Here is a 17,149-nt window from a genome sequence, read left to right as displayed (position 1 = left end):
AGTTATCGCATGTATCAAGAGGAGAGAGCCATGACCACCAGGACCATATTGGCCACCGTCGCAGCCGTAGCCGCAATATCCGCCCCAGTGCCTGCGAACGCTGCGGACACGATCCCTGCTAACCAGGCCGTGAAGAACGTCGTACTCGTTCACGGTGCTTTCGCCGATGGTTCCGGCTGGAGGGCCGTCTACGACAATCTCACGAAGCGTGGATATCGTGTCACCATCGTCCAGAATCCGTTGACCTCCCTCGAAGACGACGTTGCCGCCACCAAGCGTGCACTTGAGCGGCAAGATGGACCGGCCATTCTGGTAGGCCATTCATGGGGTGGAACAGTCATTACGGAAGCCGGCATTGATACAAAGGTCGCGGGACTGGTTTACGTCTCCGCGCTCTCACCGGACGCAGGCGAGACGACGGCCCAGCAGTATGAAGGTTTTGCCCCGGCATCTGAATTCGTCATCGAAACCACGAAAGATGGATTTGGGTACGTTAACCCTGGGAAATTCAAGGCTGGATTTGCACATGACGCCAGCGACACCGACGTCGCGTTCATGCGGGATTCGCAGGTCCCAATCAACATGTCGGCGTTTGCCACGAAGCTGGAGAATGCTGCTTGGCGAACCAAGCCAAGCTGGGCCGTCATCGCCACAGAGGACAAAGCATTTGACCAAGCCATGCTGGTCCATATGGCAGAGCGGATTAAAGCCAAGATCACCAAGGTCGCAGCAAGCCACGCTCTGTTCATGACGCAGCCAACGGTGGTCGCGGACACCATCGACGAAGCGGCGAAAACTGTCTCGGCGCAGTAAGGATGGTCGTTCGAGCTTTATCATCGGCACAGGCATTCCTGTTCCGATGATCGGATGCTGGAACATCCTGACCTCCCATCACACTCGGCCCTACAGGCAGTATGTAAATCCGTCGATCTCCGATTGAGATCGATTGCATCTCCGATGCCAATAGCGCTCGCGGCCAACTTGCAATTTCAGCCCACCAATTCACAAAGGTAACCCCGTGGATCAGAATACGCATGACATAAACCGACGTGAAAATCTGGCACCACGACATCCTGAGGTTCCAGCCGATTTTGACTTCATAGTATGTGGAGCCGGATCCAGTGGTTCCGTCGTTGCCGCCCGACTGGCAGAATGTGGAAACGCCCGCGTCTTGCTTCTTGAGGCTGGCGGAGACGATACGGCCGAGTCCGTTGTAAACCCGTCGCAATGGCCACTCAATCTCGGTACGAACCGTGACTGGGGTTTCGTTGGAGAGCCGGCGCCTGAGCTCTACGGTAGGCGGCTTCCTCTCAGCATGGGGAAGGGACTGGGTGGTGGTTCGAGCATCAATGTCATGGTCTGGGCGCGAGGCCACAAGGAAGACTGGAATCATTTCGCGGCTGAAGCGGGCGATGAAGCCTGGGGTTATGAATCGGTTCTCGGCTACTATCGGCGGATTGAAGACTGGCGCGGCACACCGGATGCGGTACGCCGCGGGGCTGGAGGACCGGTATATGTCGCCCAGCCACGTTCGCCACAACCAATCGCAGCGGCTCTGCTGAACGCTGCATCGGCGATGGGCATTCCGGTTTTCGACACTCCGAACGGCGAACTGATGGAAAGTCCCGGAGGTGCATCGATCGCAGAACTGCGCATCCGGGATGGCAAGCGGGAGTCCGTATTCGGATCTTATGTTCGTCCGCTCATGTCGCTACCGAACCTTACGGTCGTAACCGAGGCGTTGGTCACGCGCCTCATCTTCGATGGCAAACGGGCGACAGGCGTTGAGGCTCTCGTCAACGGACAGCGGCGTGCGTTCACTGCGCGATGCGAAACGGTACTGTCGCTGGGTGCGATCAATACGCCAAAGGTGCTGATGCAGTCAGGGATTGGCCCGAAGGACGAACTCAAAGCTCACGGGATATCTGTCGTGCAGCATCTCCCGGGTGTGGGTCGAAATCATCAAGATCATCTCGCGTTCGGCTGCACCTGGGCATATAGAAAGCCGGAAGGCGTCGGCGGGGGAGGCTGCGAAGCAAAACTCTATTGGAAAAGCGACTCCCGCCTCTCTCAACCGGACATTCTGCAGTGCCAGTTGGAGTTCGCCGTTCCTTCGCCGACAGAAACAGGTCTGGAAACCCCGGCGCATGGTTGGACGATGTTTTCAGGGCTTGCGCAGCCGAAAAGCCGCGGCCGGCTGAGGCTCTCCGGCCCCAATACAAACGACCCTATCCTGATTGAACCAAATTCTCTCAGTCATCCGGAAGACATGGCTGCCGCCTTGGCGGCGGTTGAGCTGTGTCGCGAACTCGGAAATGGCGACGCCTTCACGCCGCTGGTCACGAGGGAGGCAGCTCCAGGCACACGCGACCGGGCAGGAATGATCGATTTCATCCGAAAGTCCGCCGTCACTTACTGGCACCAGTCCTGCACGGCCAAAATGGGACGCGACAGCATGTCCGTGGTCAATAACGAGCTCAAGGTCTACGGGATTGAAAGTCTTCGTATCGCAGATGCCTCGATCATGCCGCGTATCACCACGGGAAACACGATGGCACCGTGTGTCGTCATCGGAGAGCGCGCAGGCGATTTGATCAGGAAGACGCATGGTCTTGCTGACTTGAGTGGTGTGGCTCCATTCGCCTGAAGGTGCTTTAGAAGAGCTCGGCGGTCCGCACACAATGGCGGTCGAGCTCTTTGCCCCTCTTCGGTCAACCGTTCGGCGTATTTCAAGACCTTCTGCTAGCAGCAAGACCTGGTCCCCGGACATGGTTTCCGACCCCGTGCAGGACGCTCTCCTCGACATTATCGCGAAAAAGAAGAAGGGGCTGAGGCCCTTGAAGAAGGGCAAGGCCCAGGAAGAGACCGGCGCCGCTGGCAGCAACGTCATCAACATCATGGACGCTCTTCGCAAGAGTTTGGCGGCGAGCGGAAACGGAAAGCACTCATCCTGAAAACTTCACGGAAGGCACTTAAGTTCGTATTCTCTCTTGCGCATGATGGATCTCCATGAAAGCGAAGCGCTGATCGGCCATACCCTTGCTCGATGACTCCGGTACTGCGCTCCAGTCGCGGCCGGTCCGCCGACGCAATCGCGACCAGCTCACTTTGCCCTTCGATCCGATGCCCGACCGCATGGAGCCGTGCTTGGCGCTTCTGCGGCCGACGCCGCCGGAAGGACCGGAATGGCTCTACGAAATCAAATGGGACGGGTATCGCCTCGCCATCCACATCGAAGCGAAGGGTGTTAGGATCATCACGCGCGGAGGCCACGACTGGACCGATCGCTTTCCCCGGATCGCGGAAGCCGCGAAGAGGCTCGACGTCGGGACCGCCATCCTAGATGGCGAGGCCGTGGTTCTCAACAAGGAGGGCCATGCGGACTTCGGGGCGCTGCAACGCTCGCTCGGGGGCCGCGGCGGCAAGCGCGCCTCGACGGAGGCGGTCTTTGTCGCATTCGATCTTCTCTATTTTGATGGCCACGATCTGACGAAGACGGAACTTTCGGTTCGCCGGCATCTGCTTACGGATTTCCTCGACAGCGCAAGCGGCGCGGTGCAACTGTCGGAAGAAGCGCAGGGTGATGGCGTCGAGCTGCTGGCAAATGCATGTTCGATGGGGCTCGAAGGCATTGTTGCCAAGCACCGCGAGCGGCCATACAGGTCGGGACGAACAGGCGACTGGATCAAGGTCAAATGCGTCCAGAGTGAGAGCTTCATGATCGTCGGCTATGAGCAGTCCGCTGAAGCGCGTAGCGGGATCGACAGCCTTCTGCTTGCCGCCCGGCGGGGCGATAGCTGGGTGTCGGTGGGTTCTGTCGGAACCGGGTTCAAGGCGAAGGATGCCGAATACCTGCGCAAGACATTGGACAAGCTGAAGACGAAGAAACCGGTCGTGCCGGTCAAGGGCAAGAATTACGTGTTCGCGCTGCCGACGCTGATCGCCGAGATCGACTTCCGCGGCTGGACGATCGACGGAAATCTGCGCCATGCCTCCTATAAGGGCCTGTGCGAAATCCAGGACAATGCCGCGGTGTTCGATATCGCCACGCTTGGAGACCGCATCTGACCGGCGTTACCGATCGAGGTCAGCGTGGTCGAGGCCCAAGTGGTCCAGCACGAGTTGCAGATTGCGGCGGTTGGACTTGAAATAGATATCGAAGACGTCGCCGAGCACCGGCACGCTTCCTGCGACCGTGTCGAAGCCGACATTGACAAGCATCTTCACCAGCTTGTCATTCGGCAGGCCGAGACGGCGCGCCTCGTTTACAATGAAGAGGCTGATAGTCGCCGCTGCGAAATCGCCCACGCCTGGGATGAGGCCAAGAACCGAGTCCGCGCCCAGCGATACGCGCGTGCCGGGAATGCGAAGCGCCGTGTCCATCAACCGTACCAGGCCGCGGATGCGCCGAAGGCGGGTCAGGTGCTCGATGGGGACAGCGTGATTTTTCATATGTCCTATGTGGTCTTTGCGCCCTGCCGTTCAAAGATCATGCCGCAGCCTTGTGCTTGCCGAGCCGCTTGATGGCCTGTTCGAGCTCGCGCTGTCCGTCGCAATAGTCCTCCCACGCAATCGTCTTCGTTAGCAGCGCCGGTACGGTCCGCACGGTGAACCGCTTCGGATCGAGATCGGATTTGACCTGCGTCCAGGTCAGCGGCATCGACACGGTGGCGCCCGGACGCGCCCGTGGCGAGAGGGGGGCCACCGCCGTCGCCATGCGGTCGTTGCGCAGATAGTCGAGGAAGATGCGGCCTTCCCGTAGGCTTTTCGTCATCTTGATGAGATAAAGGTCTGGATTATCGCGGGCCATCTCCTGGCAGACGTCATGGGCGAAGCCCTTCGCCTGCGCCCATGAAAGTGGCGTACGCGCGTTCACGGCCAGCGGCGTCACCACATGCAGTCCCTTGCCGCCAGTCGTCTTGCAGAAGCTGACAAGTCCGAGATCATCAAGCCGGTCCCGCATTTCACGGGCGGCCGCAACCACAGCCGCGAACGGCACATCCGGACCGGGGTCGAGGTCGAAGACCAGCCGGCCCGGCACCTCCGGATTTCCTGGTTCGCAGTTCCATGGATGTAGTTCGATGCCGCCGATCTGGGCGACGGCGACGAGGCCTTCGACACGGTCGACTTGCAAATACGGCTTCTTGTCGCCGAACACCTTGACCAGCTCCAGCAGGTTTGACGTACCCGGCATGGCGTGGCGTTGGAAAAACTGTTCGCCGCCAATGCCGTCAGGCGCGCGGATGATCGAACACGGCCGGCCCCTGACATGTTCGATCAGCCAAGAGCCGACCGCTTCGTGATACCGGGCCAGCTCTTCTTTGGTGACGGCCTTGCCGTCGTCGGCGTCCGGCCATAACGGTTTGTCCGGATTGGAGATGAGCACGCCCATGACCTCGGCCTTCGCGCCCTTGCGGCGCGGGACATTGTTCACCATCGGCGCGGGCTTGGGCGTTTTGGTCGTCGCGGGGGATGCAGGCTTTTCCGCCTCCACCTCATCGGCCGGCTTGTCCTCACGCAGGCCCTTGAAGGCGGCCTGGCGGACTTGCCCGTCTGCGGTCCAGCCAGCGAATTCGATCTCGGCGACCAACTCGGGTCTCACCCAGACGACTTCCTTTTCGTTCTTCGGCGCGCCGATCCCCGCGAACGGCGACTTCGTCGTTTCCACAGCCTTCAACTTTGGCAGCAGTGTTTCGACCTTCTTGGCGCTGTAGCCTGTGCCGACGCGGCCGACATAAACGAAATGCTCACCGCGATTGACGCCGGCAAGTAGCGACCGGAACTTGCCATTCGTCTTGGCGTATCCGCCGATAACCACTTCATGTCCGGCGCGGCATTTCGATTTCGCCCAGGTGTCGGTACGGCCGGACTGGTAGGGCGCATCGGCATGCTTCGAGACAATGCCCTCGAGGGAAAGCTTGCACGCAGAACGCAGGACCGCATCGCCGCCCGTCTCGAAATGCTCGACGAAGCGAAGACGAGGATTGTCGGTCGCATCTGCTAGCAGCTCCTGCAAACGCGCCTTTCGATCGGTAAGCGGCCTCGGCCGCAAATCCTCGCCGCCGTCGAACAGGAGGTCGAACGCGAAATAGACCAGGTTGCCGGTGGTGCCTTCCGACAAGGCGGCCTGAAGCGCCGCGAAATCCGGAGCGCCATTGTCGTCGAGCGCGCAGATCTCGCCGTCGATAATGCAGTCGGGTAGTTGGGAGGAAGCTCTCGCTATCTCCGGATATTTGGCCGTCCAGTCCAGCCCTTTGCGGGTCTTCAGCCTGACCTCACCGTCTGCGACCCGCATTTGGATGCGGTATCCATCGAACTTGATCTCATGCAGCCAGTTCTTCCCGGCCGGCGGGCGCTCCACGGTTTCGCAGAGTTGCGGAGCAATGAAGTCCGGCAGGTCAACCCCGGTCGACGTCGCCACATCTTCCCGACCCCTCTCTTTGCGTCTATCGGCTGCGCGCCCTCGCTTGCTATCCCAGACTGCGTCGGCCTCGACCTCACCGCTCGGCATCATGAACGGCTTGGGCTTGCGCCCCTTGCCGCTGGCGATCTGCTCCATGGTTCGTCCAGATGCCACCGAGGTCATGTTCTCATCCAGTATTGCAGCGCCGTTCTGTTCAACGGAATGGTCATCATGGTGCTTGATCAGCAGCCAATTGGTGCGCTTACCGCCATCGCGGTCGTTGCGTATCCGCACGAGCACGAAGCTGCCATTTAGGCGCTTACCCTGCAGCACGAATTTGAAATCGCCCCTCTCCAGGGCTTCCTCCGGCGACTTGTTTCCTTCCGGCTCCCAATAGCCCCGGTCCCACAGCATGACCGTGCCACCGCCATACTGGCCTTTCGGGATGGTGCCCTCGAAATCGCCATAGTCGAGCGGATGATCCTCCACCTCGACCGCCAGCCGTTTGTCATGCGGATCAAGTGATGGCCCCTTCGTAACAGCCCAGGATTTGAACACGCCGTCGAGTTCGAGGCGAAGATCGTAATGAAGGCGCGTCGCGTCGTGTTTCTGGATGATGAAGCGAAGCCGATTGGCCGGTTTGACGGCGGCCGCGCCGCTCGGTTCCTGTGTCTGCTTGAAGTCCCGCTTCTTCTTGTAGGTTGAGAGCTTGTCAGCCGCCATGATCGACCTCAATCCATCCCATTAGGAAATTCCTTACACTGGAGTCGAAAACCCCCGCGCCGGATTGTTGTTCCCATACTCCAAGGATAGGTCCCGCCGGCCCGTCGCAGGTTTTTCGTGTGGAGAATATCCTCTGCCGGCGGCGCGGTGGTTAAGCACAGGCGATGCCATGGCCAAGCAACCTACCGAGCTGCCTTGTCCGTCAATGTGCTCGCAGCCGTCAAGGTGCTTGATGGGATCTGCCCAGTCACCGCCTTGAGGGACTTCGCCGCTCCATTTTGGCGGTCATACTTAATCACAAACTCTATGGCGTTTGGATCGGCCTGGTGGTCGCTACCGCAGGCGCTGCGTTGGCGGCGGCGCCGGCGATTTCCTTTCTAGCGGTAAATGTTGAGCGTCCGATTGCGGTGGTTCGGATGGGTGCTGTAGACGAAGATGCGATTGAGGTCGCGGTCCGTCAGCATGCGTAGGAACCGCGCCTCGATGACGTTGTTGGCATGCACCCGCTTCAACAGGCAGCCGACCATCTGGACGCGTGCGCTCGGGATATCCAGGTAGAAATTCTGTGGCAGCTGGTACTGCGTGAGGATGCTGATCAGCGCGCCGCTTTTCGAAAGCTTGATGATTTCGCAGCGACGAGAGCTCAGTTGCGTCATGCCCTTCTCAGTGTATTCGATGCGCGCCTCGTTTCGCGTGTCCTCCATCGGGAAGCTGGTCTCCCGATCGTACATGAAGGACTCTTCCTTGTTCAGGAAGTGCTGCAAGACAGGTGCCGCGCCGTTCATCGAAATGCCTTTCCATATCCCCTTTTGATACAGACTAGCGGCAGAGATTTAACAGACGGTTTGGCCCATCGATCCATGGAGCACTCAACCGGTCGGCTGCCAAAAGTAGCGCGGTAACCTTGCTCACCGCTGTCGACCACTGAATGGGCAAGAAAGCTGTTCGCCTTCGCCAAGCCAGCCTACATTCGTCTCCCATTTCACCGCGAGACTCTTTGGGGGAGGCGGCGCGCCCCGATCCGCGCATTGTCGCCGCGGACCCGGGCCGAGTTCCATCGACATTCCCCGGAATGGAGCCGATTGGCGGCGCCTCCTCAGGCCCCGCTGTTAGCTTGAAATGCCGGACTTGGGGCGAGAGGTCAGAAGTTGCCGCGACCGCGAAACGGAAGCGCGACGGATACTATTCGACGAAAAGTCGCCGTATCTCGTGATCTCCAAAGGGCCCATGAAAGCCCCGCAAATGCAATGGTTACAGCCGCGCCTACTAGTCGATACGTCCTTCGCCTCGGACGACTTGCCACTATGCCCATGTTCTCAACAAGCGTCTGCAAGCGACGCACCTGCTTTCTAAGTCGATTGATTTCCTTAGCAATGTTTCTCTGTTGTGGCGGAATACCCACGAAATCTTTAGTGGGATCCACGATCGCCTTGGGAATAGGCAGTCCGATGTCGGCCATGTTTGATCCTCTCGCATATTGTAGGTAAACAGTACCTCGGGGGTTTTGTTCCAACCGACGACGTGTCGGGTCCGTGGCCCACATATATTCGTGACCTATCGTCCTTCCGACGGCAATGAACCAGCTATCGACATGGGCAGCCGGCGCCTCAAGACAGACGCGTGACCGGCCCGGATACAAGCAGAGAAAGTCAGCCACAAAAGGACATTGACTGGGACTGCGTGTTGGTTGAAATTAACGTCTTAACACGCAAAAGATGCCACCCCGCGACACACGTGTCGTGAGCGGACCTGACGACCGGCCCAGGGTGTCTCTGCCTGAAGGTGCACAATATGATACTACTTGCGAAGATTATAATGGCTGCAGCAGCGCTGCTGGTGGAGCAAAGCCAGACGCCGAGCATCATTGTCGAACGCAAACCATGTCTCGGCGAGTGCCCAGTTTACCGTTTCCAGGTGAGCGCCAGCGGGGGTATGTTCGAGGGCCGGCGCTTTACGAACGTTCATGGCGAACAGCCTTTTTCGATCACGCCAAAGGAATGGTCCACCTTCCAGTCGGCACTCGCGCCGCATCGGCCGCAAGGAACGGAGACCATTACCGTGGGGCATGCGCGGTGCACACAGTTTGCCACGGACCATGCTTCAGTCTCGGTGACGTGGATCGGGGCCGGACGTACTGACCAGCTTGTCTTCAATTTCGGCTGCAGGGATCCGCGGAACGATGCTTTGGCGCGAACGCTTGCGGATGCGCCCGATTTGCTTCCGGTGGGGAAACTGATCGAAGATCGCCGTCTTGAGGATGGAGCCTGGGATCGTCCAGCAAAGTGAGGCTCTGAGAGCGACTTACGACCAGGGCCTCAGAGTTAATCGCTGGGACGCTTGTGGGTTGAAAGGCGAGACTGTCACCTTCCAACCTCTTTAGCGCGCTGCGCGGGTAATTGGGCTACCGCTGCAGATCACCCTGACGCCCTCGGACTGGCGTGTCGGCAGACCATTCCTCGCGCGATACCCCGACACATTCGGAGAGCACGACATCGCCGCGGCTGCTGCGGCGGCCCCGCGCCGGTGCAGGTTGACGCCTGCTGCGTCACAGACGCTGTCGCGAAATCCTCGGGCAAATCGGGCTGTGGCTGCGGTAGCTCACCGCTGCCCGAGACCGTCAGCGAAGGTGCCTGACGATGGAAAGCAAGCTGCCCGTGTGGACAGTCCGGGGTCTGGGTGTCACGCAGCTCATTGAATTCGGTCTACTATGCCTTCAGCATCCTCGCGCCGGTCATCGCTCGAGATATTGGTCGGTCACAGGAATGGGTGTTGCTCACGCCGAGGTCGGCGACGTCGTCGCGCACGGGGCTCGTCACAGCCCCAACAGCCTCGACATGCAATCGCATGGTAACGGTCGGATAGGCAGCACTGAATGCATTGAGGATTTCGGTGAGCGTGGGGATTGGCATCATCACATCAACGGCGAGGGAGACTTCGGCCTCTTCGCCTTGCAGGAGGCTTCTGATGCGGGTGAGCAAACCGCCCACCTCCCGTGTGACTGCCCGAGCGCCGGGCAGCAGTGCTCGGCCGGCCTCGGTGAGGCTCAGCCGTTTCGCGTCTGACGGTCAAACAGCGAGAGGTTTAACTGCGCTTCCAAGTTCGCGAGCTGGTAGCTCACAACGGATGTCGCGCGGTTGAGCTCTTGCAGCACCCGCAAAGCTTCTGGCGTCCGCAATGGCGAGGAACACGCGGAGCTGCTCGAGTGTGGGTGGATGCGGATTGTTCATCCCAACCGGCTAGCAGGAGGCGCTGTCTTGCGCGCCCTCAAGACCAACAGTCAATTCAAGACCCGTGCCCTCACTCGTTATCCAAGCGCACATAGCGATCTTGCCGACGAAATCGTTAAGGCTGATCTTGACCGACCGGAGACCCTCAAGCCGGCGCTCTCAGGTGCATATGGGCTCTTCTTCATGACGAACTTCTGGCAAGAGGGGGCCGACGAGATCAAGCAGGCAACAACTGCAAATCGATGCTGCTAGAGAGGCCGGTGTCGAGCACCTGATCTGGTCTACACTGCCGGATGTCGAAACGATTAGCGCCGGCCGATTTAACGTTCCGCCTTACACCGGTAAGGCCAAGGTGGATCACATTGTAAGCTCCGCCGGATTCGCGCATCACACGTTTGTAGTCCCGCCGTTCTATTATCAGAACCTGTTGACGGTGTCGGCGCCGCAGCAGCAACGAGGCGGCACCTATGGCTGGACTCTGCCGCTCAATCCTGACTCGCGCAGCTTTCACATGGCCGACATCATCGAACTCGGTGACATCGTCGCAGGGGCGTTCGCCCGCCCTGAAGTGGCCGGCACTGGTACTGGCCATTGGTGGGTGACTTCATGAGCTTCGCCGAGATAATTGAAACACTTCAGCAGTTCGGACACGAATTCACGTTCAATCGCGCTCCGCCGGGCGCCTTTTCGGCGGAAGTGAGGCGACTTTCAATTACTATGAGGCGCACACTTACATGGGCACACTAACGGCGGCTGAATTTGAGCTCGCAAACGTGGGCTCGGGAAAGCAGCCGACGAAACGTCTGCCGTGGGCTCGGGAGTACTTTCGGTATCAGGCCGACTGACAACAAAAGCCGTGAACGTGGCGGGTTCGGAGGCCCTAGATCATACCGAGCGCCGTACCATTCCAGTCATACGTTATGCGACCTTTCTACCACAAAACGAGAGCGTCTGTTAAACAGCAGACGTGCGGCCGCTGGGAGGAACACATTAGGATGTAATCCTCCCATTGACAGACGCACTCTTGTCGCGGTTTGATCAAGGTCAAGGCGAGACTTGCAGACATCACGCAATCTAGTTCGTGAATACAGCACGAGGTGTTGGACGAAAACATGATCGCCGTCAGCCAGACCGCCCGGAGACGCGCAACAGAATTGCTGGCCATCTTGGTCGCTTTTCTGTTTCTGGTCACGCCGATGGCTGAGGCGGCTCCCATCAAATGCGGGCCACATATCGCCGGCAGCGAACATGTCGTTTCACCGCCGGGCAAAAGCGATCTCCACGCAGAGAAAGAAACAGGCCGCCCGAAAGTGTGCTGCAAACGCATATGTAGCCTGTGCTACGCCTTGTTCCCCGCTCCGATATTCGGCGAAGTCACCCTGAAGTCCGGTGGTCGCCGGGATCTCAGCCCCCAGCCGCCCATCAACGGCATTATTTCGCGACCCGCCATCGGCCCTCCTCGATCCGCCGGACGAGCCAGACCAGCCGTCGTTTGACGGCGGTCGTCCACGGTCGCATCCTGTGGTGCGACCTTCGCCGGCATTAACCGGCACGGAACGAGAGGTCAATGAAGATGAAACGCCGTGAATTTCTGGGCGGACTGATGTCGGGCGTCGTGGTCGCCGCATCGGGCACCGGACTCCATCCAAACAAAAGCTGGGCTGAGGCCAAGGCAACATCAAGCGCGGGCACCCGCAACCTTGCGATCACGAAGCGCGTGATCGAGGTGAACGGCAAAGCCGCCGACGTGTTCGGGCTCCTCCAACCGGATGGCGCCGTCGGGCTTACGCTCGATGCGGAGGCTCTGTTCGACGTCACCCTTTCAAATCAAGGTGGCGAAGCAACGCTCATCCACTGGCATGGGCTTGCGCCGCCATGGAACATGGACGGGGTTCCGGACAATCCCGCAGCACTTTTGAAAGCGAAGGAAACCCGGCGCTACACGTTTCCGGTCGGCTCCGGCGGCACGCACTGGATGCATGCGCATACGCTCCAGGAGCAGAACCTGCTTGCCGCGCCCCTGATCGTGCGAACCGCCGATGACAGGCAGCGCGACGAGCAGGAAGTGGTCGTGCTGCTGCATGACTTCTCGTTCACGCCTGCCGAAGAACTGCTCGCCAAGCTCAAGGGAGCGACAGGCGGCCATGGGATGAACCACGGCGGTATGATGCAGGGCATGGCATCCAACATGCATGACGGCCACACGTCCGGAACGGCGATGGCGGGCATGACCGCCATGGACCTGAACGACATCGAGTACGATGCCTATCTCGCCAACGACCGCACGCTCGATGATCCGGAAGTGGTCACCGTCGAAAGCGGAGGGCGCGTCCGCCTGCGCATCATCAATGGCGCGACAGCCACTGCCTTCACGATCGACACAGGTACGATTGCCGGACAAGTCATCGCCGTCGACGGGCAGCCAATCCAACCGATTTCCGGAAGCCGCTTCCCGATCTCAATGGGTCAGCGGCTCGATATCCTGCTTGAGCTTCAGAAGTCGGCCGAAGCCCATCCAATCCTTGCACTGCGCGAGGGCACAGATCATCGCACAGGCATTGTTCTGGCGCCGTCCGGCGCAAAGATCGCCAAGATTGCCTCGCGCGGGACGGAATCCGGCCCGGTCGTGGGACTCGACCTCGAACAGCGGCTGGCAGCCGTCATACCGCTCCCTCCCCGTCCCGCCGACCGCAGGTTTGAGCTCACTCTGACGGGCAACATGAGCGGCTACGACTGGCGGATCGACGGCGGCGACGGCCTTGATGTCCGCGAAGGCGAAAGGGTCGAGATTGCCATGCGCAACATGTCGATGATGTCCCATCCGATGCATCTGCACGGTCACCACTTCCAGGTGGTCGACATCAACGGAACTGCAATCGGCGGCGCCGTGAGGGATACCGTTGTTGTGCCACCGATGGGAAGCGTGAGCGTCGTGTTCGACGCAAGCAATCCGGGCCGCTGGCCGCTCCACTGCCATCACCTCTATCACATGGCATCTGGAATGATGTCCTTCGTCGCCTATGCCTAAACAGGAGACGTCCGGCCCCCTTACTGGGTGGCTGGACGCTAGCTCTGTTGGAGGCGGGTACCGTTACGGAGAAACCCCATGGACGAGCATAAGCATCACCACGAACATGAAGGTCACGACCATCACCACTACGTCAATCAGAACGCGAGGACTGCCGAATCCCCAGGCAAGCAGGACTCACAGCAGGATGGCGTGATCTACACCTGCCCCATGCATCCCCAGATACGACAGCTCGGCCCCGGCAACTGCCCGATCTGCGGCATGACGCTCGAGCCCGCGGTCGTGACGGCCGACACTGGACCGAGCACGGAGCTCGTCGACATGCGGCGGCGGTTCTGGATCGGACTGGTTCTGATCTTGCCTGTCCTGGCGCTCGAGATGGGCGGCCACCTCACCAACTTGCACATGCTGCTCGGTCCGCAGATGTCGAACTGGATCCAGCTCGTTTTGGCGACCCCGGTCGTGCTTTGGGCTGGCGCGCCGTTCTTCGAACGGGCCTGGCAGTCGATCGTCACACGGCACCTGAACATGTTCACCCTGATCGCCATGGGTACGGGCGTTGCCTGGGTCTACAGCGTCGTCGCAACCGTTACTCCCGGTCTGTTTCCGACAACGTTCCGATCCAGCGAGGGGGTCGTTGCGATCTACTTTGAGGCGGCGGCGGTCATCACCGTGCTGGTGCTGCTCGGGCAGGTTCTCGAGCTGCAAGCGCGCGAGCAGACAGGTGGCGCGATCCGCGCCCTTCTCGATCTCGCGCCAAAGACCGCCCGCCGCATCGGTAGCGGTGGCACCGACGAGGACGTGCAGCTCGAGACCGTCGCCGTTGGTGACAAGCTGCGCGTCCGCCCTGGCGAGAAGGTTCCGGTCGACGGAACACTTCTGGAGGGCCGCAGCTCGGTCGATGAATCGATGATCACCGGCGAGTCGATGCCAGTCACCAAGGAGGCCGGAGCAAAGCTGATCGGCGGCACCATGAACAAGACGGGCGGCTTCGTCATGGAGGCTGGCAAGGTCGGTCGCGACACGATGCTCTCGCGGATCGTGCAGATGGTGGCGGAGGCCCAGCGCTCCCGCGCCCCGATCCAGCGGCTCGCCGACGAAGTTTCCGGCTGGTTCGTGCCGGTCGTCATCCTGATTGCCGTCATCGCCTTCGCAACGTGGATGATGATCGGACCAGAGCCGAGGTTCGCCCACGGACTGGTCGCAGCCGTGGCGGTGCTCATCATCGCCTGCCCCTGCGCCCTCGGTCTCGCCACGCCGATGTCGATCATGGTCGGTGTCGGCAAGGGCGCGGGTGTCGGCGTGCTGATTAAGAACGCCGAAGCGCTAGAACGCTTCGAGAAGGTCGACACACTGGTGGTCGACAAGACCGGAACCCTGACAGAGGGTAAGCCGAAGGTCACCGAAATCGTCGCCGTGAGCGGTGTATCTGAAGCCGAGTTGCTGCGATTGGCCGCAGCGCTGGAACGGCCGAGCGAACATCCGCTCGCAAGCGCCATCGTCGACGCCGCCAACGAGCGTGGCCTGGAAGTCGTGTCCGCGGAAAACTTCGACAGTCCGGTCGGTAAGGGCGTGACGGGCATCGTCGATGGCCGCAGGCTCATCATCGGCAGCCACCGCATCATGTCGGAGGAGAAAGTGGACGTCTCTGCGCTGTCTCAGAGGGCGGAAGAACTGCGTGGCGAGGGAGCAACGGTGATCTTCGCGGCGATCGACGGCCTCCTGGGCGGACTATTTGCTATCGCCGATCCGATCAAGGCCACGACACCGGCTGCGGTGGGGGCGCTGATCAGGGACGGGGTCCGCGTGGTGATGCTCACCGGGGACAACAAGACCACCGCCAGTGCGGTCGCCCGCAAGCTGGGGATCACGGAGGTCGAGGCGGAAGTCCTGCCCGAGCACAAGAGCGAGATCGTCGCCCGTCTGCGTAAGGAAGGCAGGACCGTCGCCATGGCGGGCGACGGCGTCAACGACGCCCCCGCCCTTGCCGCAGCCGACGTCGGCATCGCCATGGGAACCGGGACCGATGTCGCGATCGAAAGCGCGGGCGTCACGCTCCTCAAAGGCGATCTGCAGGGCATCGTTCGCGCGCGGCGCCTAAGCCACGCGACCATGACGAACATCCGGCAGAACCTATTCTTCGCCTTCATCTACAACGCCGCAGGCGTGCCCATCGCCGCCGGAGTGCTCTATCCGGCTTTCGGGCTGCTGCTGTCTCCGATCATCGCGGCGGCCGCCATGGCGCTTTCTTCCGTCAGCGTGATCGGCAATGCCCTGAGATTGAGGAGCGCGCGGATATGATGTGGGATCGCAGATGGATTTTATTTGCCGCTTCGCTGGCAGTGATTGCCGCATTCTTCGTACTTCGCGAGCACTGGCAGCACGTCTTGGGTCTCACACCCTATCTGCTGCTGCTTGCGTGCCCGTTGATGCATCTCTTCCATGGACATGGGCACGCCAGGCATCGCCATGACCGTGAAAGCCATCCGACGGAGCCGGGCGACATCACATGAGCTACGTTCGCTCGGCAGAAACCGTCACCGATATTGCGGCTTCCCCCGAGACGCTTTTCGACTTCCTCGATGACCAGGCGACCCTCGGTTCACATATGGGGAAGCCATCGATGATGATGCTCGGCGGACGGATGTCATACTCGACGATTCTGCCGGACGCGCTGTGGGATCCCGCATCTCGATGCGAGTGATACCAGCTTCTACGGCATCCTGCTCGGGGCAATCGGTGCAGGCGCGATAGGTGGGTCATGCCGAAGCTGCGCGAACGCCTAAGTTCCGACGGGCTGCTTCTCGGGGCCGGGTTCATCATGCACCGCGTGAAACTTCCTGCAGGCGACGCTGACATGGTGCCGTCCAATCACTGACCTGAGCCGGTTGTTGCGGAACCCGTTGCCCATGACCGTGTGCCGGTTTTGATCCTGATCGAGTACAAGGTCGAGAATCAGCACCACAGCGCATTCCTGCACGCCATCGATTATCTTTCAAACGAACGCCGCCGCGATGGTACCTATGGCTGGGGTGTCACCGAGGACTCGGCTGATCCGGAGAAGATGGTCGAATGGTTCATGGTGGAATCCTGGGCTGAACATCTTTGCCAGCACGGAGAAACCTGTTGCCAGTCACTTCCTGACGATCAACCGGCCTGGTGCCGTATGACGACGAATGGAGTATGGTGGCGGCTGCGGCCGCCCAGGCGCAATAAACTCTAGACAATCGATGCAATTGTTGAAGCCGTCATCAGATCACGCTGCTTTCGCCGGTCGGACTGCAAACGCGATCGTCGTGCAGCGGGAGCGCACGATACGTTGGCCGCCATAAAGCGCCGTTGGAATTGAGGCGGCTTGCGGAAAATCTGCGTTCCGATGAAAGTTTGCGCGGCATCAAATCTCAGCGGTCCTTTGAATGGTAAAATCAAAGTTTCGAGACCGGCGCGACCAGCCTCAAACACGCGCGTTAAGTATTTGCACATGGCAACGCGACTGCGGCTGGACGGTTTGCGTTACCCAGCTGTCCTTGTGAGCGACCGCGCGCGCTGAAGCAACGAGTTTATGAGCTTTGAGGAACGTAAAACATTGTTCTTGGCGTGGACCCAAGTAGGAGGCGCGAATGTCACGATGAGACTGGGGGCGGACCTTCGGCAAGGTGGACGCCGTCCTTTGCCTGGCCGCGACACATGCCAAGGCAGTATCCCCCCAACCCGCGGAAATACGCGATATCTCTGCGATTATGAAGCGTATGCACAGACTTTTGCGCA

General features: G+C 60.2%; 17 protein-coding genes and 1 pseudogene. 13 read left to right on the top strand and 5 right to left on the bottom strand.

Annotated elements, in window-relative coordinates:
- Positions 1 to 30: 30 nt before the first annotated feature.
- From OVA00_RS33890 to ligD (OVA00_RS33875), 4 genes are all read left to right on the top strand, one after another.
- Positions 31 to 813, top strand: coding sequence for an alpha/beta fold hydrolase (locus tag OVA00_RS33890; RefSeq protein WP_159416243.1), 783 nt, complete (start codon positions 31 to 33; stop codon positions 811 to 813).
- A 205-nt stretch (positions 814 to 1,018) separates the two neighbouring features.
- Positions 1,019 to 2,647 (top strand): GMC family oxidoreductase, encoded by a 1,629-nt coding sequence (locus tag OVA00_RS33885; RefSeq protein WP_442780581.1) that lies wholly within the window; start codon positions 1,019 to 1,021, stop codon positions 2,645 to 2,647.
- Between the two features lie 34 nt (positions 2,648 to 2,681).
- Positions 2,682 to 2,954: a hypothetical protein gene (locus tag OVA00_RS33880; protein WP_268090581.1), complete on the top strand. Its 273-nt coding sequence runs from the start codon at positions 2,682 to 2,684 to the stop codon at positions 2,952 to 2,954.
- A gap of 85 nt (positions 2,955 to 3,039) precedes the next feature.
- Positions 3,040 to 4,068 carry a non-homologous end-joining DNA ligase gene (gene ligD / locus OVA00_RS33875; protein ID WP_442780580.1) on the top strand — a complete coding sequence of 343 codons (1,029 nt, stop codon included), beginning with the start codon at positions 3,040 to 3,042 and terminating at the stop codon, positions 4,066 to 4,068.
- Positions 4,069 to 4,074: 6 nt separating this feature from the next.
- Here ligD (OVA00_RS33875) and OVA00_RS33870 read toward each other — a convergent pair whose 3' ends face one another.
- The 3 genes from OVA00_RS33870 to OVA00_RS33860 form a co-directional block, all read right to left on the bottom strand.
- Complete coding sequence (locus OVA00_RS33870) at positions 4,075 to 4,452, bottom strand: DUF4112 domain-containing protein (protein WP_112773248.1); 378 nt, start codon at positions 4,450 to 4,452, stop codon at positions 4,075 to 4,077.
- 37 nt (positions 4,453 to 4,489) lie between these two features.
- A complete protein-coding gene (gene ligD / locus OVA00_RS33865) occupies positions 4,490 to 7,126 on the bottom strand; it encodes a DNA ligase D (protein ID WP_268090580.1) in 2,637 nt (878 codons plus the stop codon).
- Between the two features lie 377 nt (positions 7,127 to 7,503).
- Positions 7,504 to 7,911 (bottom strand): hypothetical protein, encoded by a 408-nt coding sequence (locus OVA00_RS33860; RefSeq protein WP_268090579.1) that lies wholly within the window; start codon positions 7,909 to 7,911, stop codon positions 7,504 to 7,506.
- Between the two features lie 1,030 nt (positions 7,912 to 8,941).
- Here OVA00_RS33860 and OVA00_RS33855 point away from each other — a divergent pair.
- Positions 8,942 to 9,412 (top strand): DUF6438 domain-containing protein, encoded by a 471-nt coding sequence (locus OVA00_RS33855; RefSeq protein ID WP_234824648.1) that lies wholly within the window; start codon positions 8,942 to 8,944, stop codon positions 9,410 to 9,412.
- A gap of 419 nt (positions 9,413 to 9,831) precedes the next feature.
- Here the strand turns inward: OVA00_RS33855 and OVA00_RS33850 are convergent, their stop codons facing one another.
- The gene (locus OVA00_RS33850) at positions 9,832 to 10,104 is read right to left on the bottom strand and encodes a hypothetical protein (protein WP_268090578.1); all 273 of its coding nucleotides are present in this window, start codon (positions 10,102 to 10,104) and stop codon (positions 9,832 to 9,834) included.
- Between the two features lie 65 nt (positions 10,105 to 10,169).
- Positions 10,170 to 10,277, bottom strand: a complete 108-nt coding sequence (locus OVA00_RS40135) for a LysR family transcriptional regulator (RefSeq protein WP_414436896.1) — start codon at positions 10,275 to 10,277, stop codon at positions 10,170 to 10,172.
- Between the two features lie 103 nt (positions 10,278 to 10,380).
- Between OVA00_RS40135 and OVA00_RS33845 the strand changes: the two genes are divergently transcribed.
- The 8 genes and pseudogenes from OVA00_RS33845 to OVA00_RS33810 all read left to right on the top strand — a co-directional run.
- A complete protein-coding gene (locus OVA00_RS33845; protein WP_268090577.1) occupies positions 10,381 to 10,605 on the top strand; it encodes an NmrA family NAD(P)-binding protein in 225 nt (74 codons plus the stop codon).
- Entirely contained in the window at positions 10,586 to 10,963 is a 378-nt protein-coding gene (locus OVA00_RS33840) for an NmrA family NAD(P)-binding protein (RefSeq protein ID WP_326494176.1), read from the top strand. The genes OVA00_RS33845 and OVA00_RS33840 overlap by 20 nt, the downstream gene beginning before the upstream one ends.
- A 502-nt stretch (positions 10,964 to 11,465) precedes the next feature.
- The gene (locus tag OVA00_RS33835) at positions 11,466 to 11,849 is read left to right on the top strand and encodes a hypothetical protein (RefSeq protein ID WP_146749606.1); all 384 of its coding nucleotides are present in this window, start codon (positions 11,466 to 11,468) and stop codon (positions 11,847 to 11,849) included.
- A 77-nt stretch (positions 11,850 to 11,926) separates the two neighbouring features.
- Positions 11,927 to 13,381: a multicopper oxidase family protein gene (locus OVA00_RS33830; protein WP_268091138.1), complete on the top strand. Its 1,455-nt coding sequence runs from the start codon at positions 11,927 to 11,929 to the stop codon at positions 13,379 to 13,381.
- Positions 13,382 to 13,591: 210 nt separating this feature from the next.
- Positions 13,592 to 15,682: a copper-transporting P-type ATPase gene (locus OVA00_RS33825; protein ID WP_326494175.1), complete on the top strand. Its 2,091-nt coding sequence runs from the start codon at positions 13,592 to 13,594 to the stop codon at positions 15,680 to 15,682.
- Entirely contained in the window at positions 15,679 to 15,894 is a 216-nt protein-coding gene (locus OVA00_RS33820; RefSeq protein ID WP_112773242.1) for a DUF2933 domain-containing protein, read from the top strand. The genes OVA00_RS33825 and OVA00_RS33820 overlap by 4 nt, the downstream gene beginning before the upstream one ends.
- Positions 15,891 to 16,085, top strand: a complete 195-nt coding sequence (locus OVA00_RS33815) for a hypothetical protein (protein ID WP_181529650.1) — start codon at positions 15,891 to 15,893, stop codon at positions 16,083 to 16,085. The genes OVA00_RS33820 and OVA00_RS33815 overlap by 4 nt, the downstream gene beginning before the upstream one ends.
- Before the next feature lie 96 nt (positions 16,086 to 16,181).
- Positions 16,182 to 16,551: pseudogene (locus OVA00_RS33810) on the top strand (MFS transporter); the annotation flags it as partial.
- Between the last annotated feature and the right edge of the window lie 598 nt (positions 16,552 to 17,149).

This window comes from Ensifer sp. SL37, from assembly GCF_026672675.1.
Lineage (GTDB): Bacteria > Pseudomonadota > Alphaproteobacteria > Rhizobiales > Rhizobiaceae > Ensifer > Ensifer adhaerens.
Note: the sequence above shows the minus strand (reverse complement) of the source record. Positions and strands in the feature narration are given on the sequence as shown.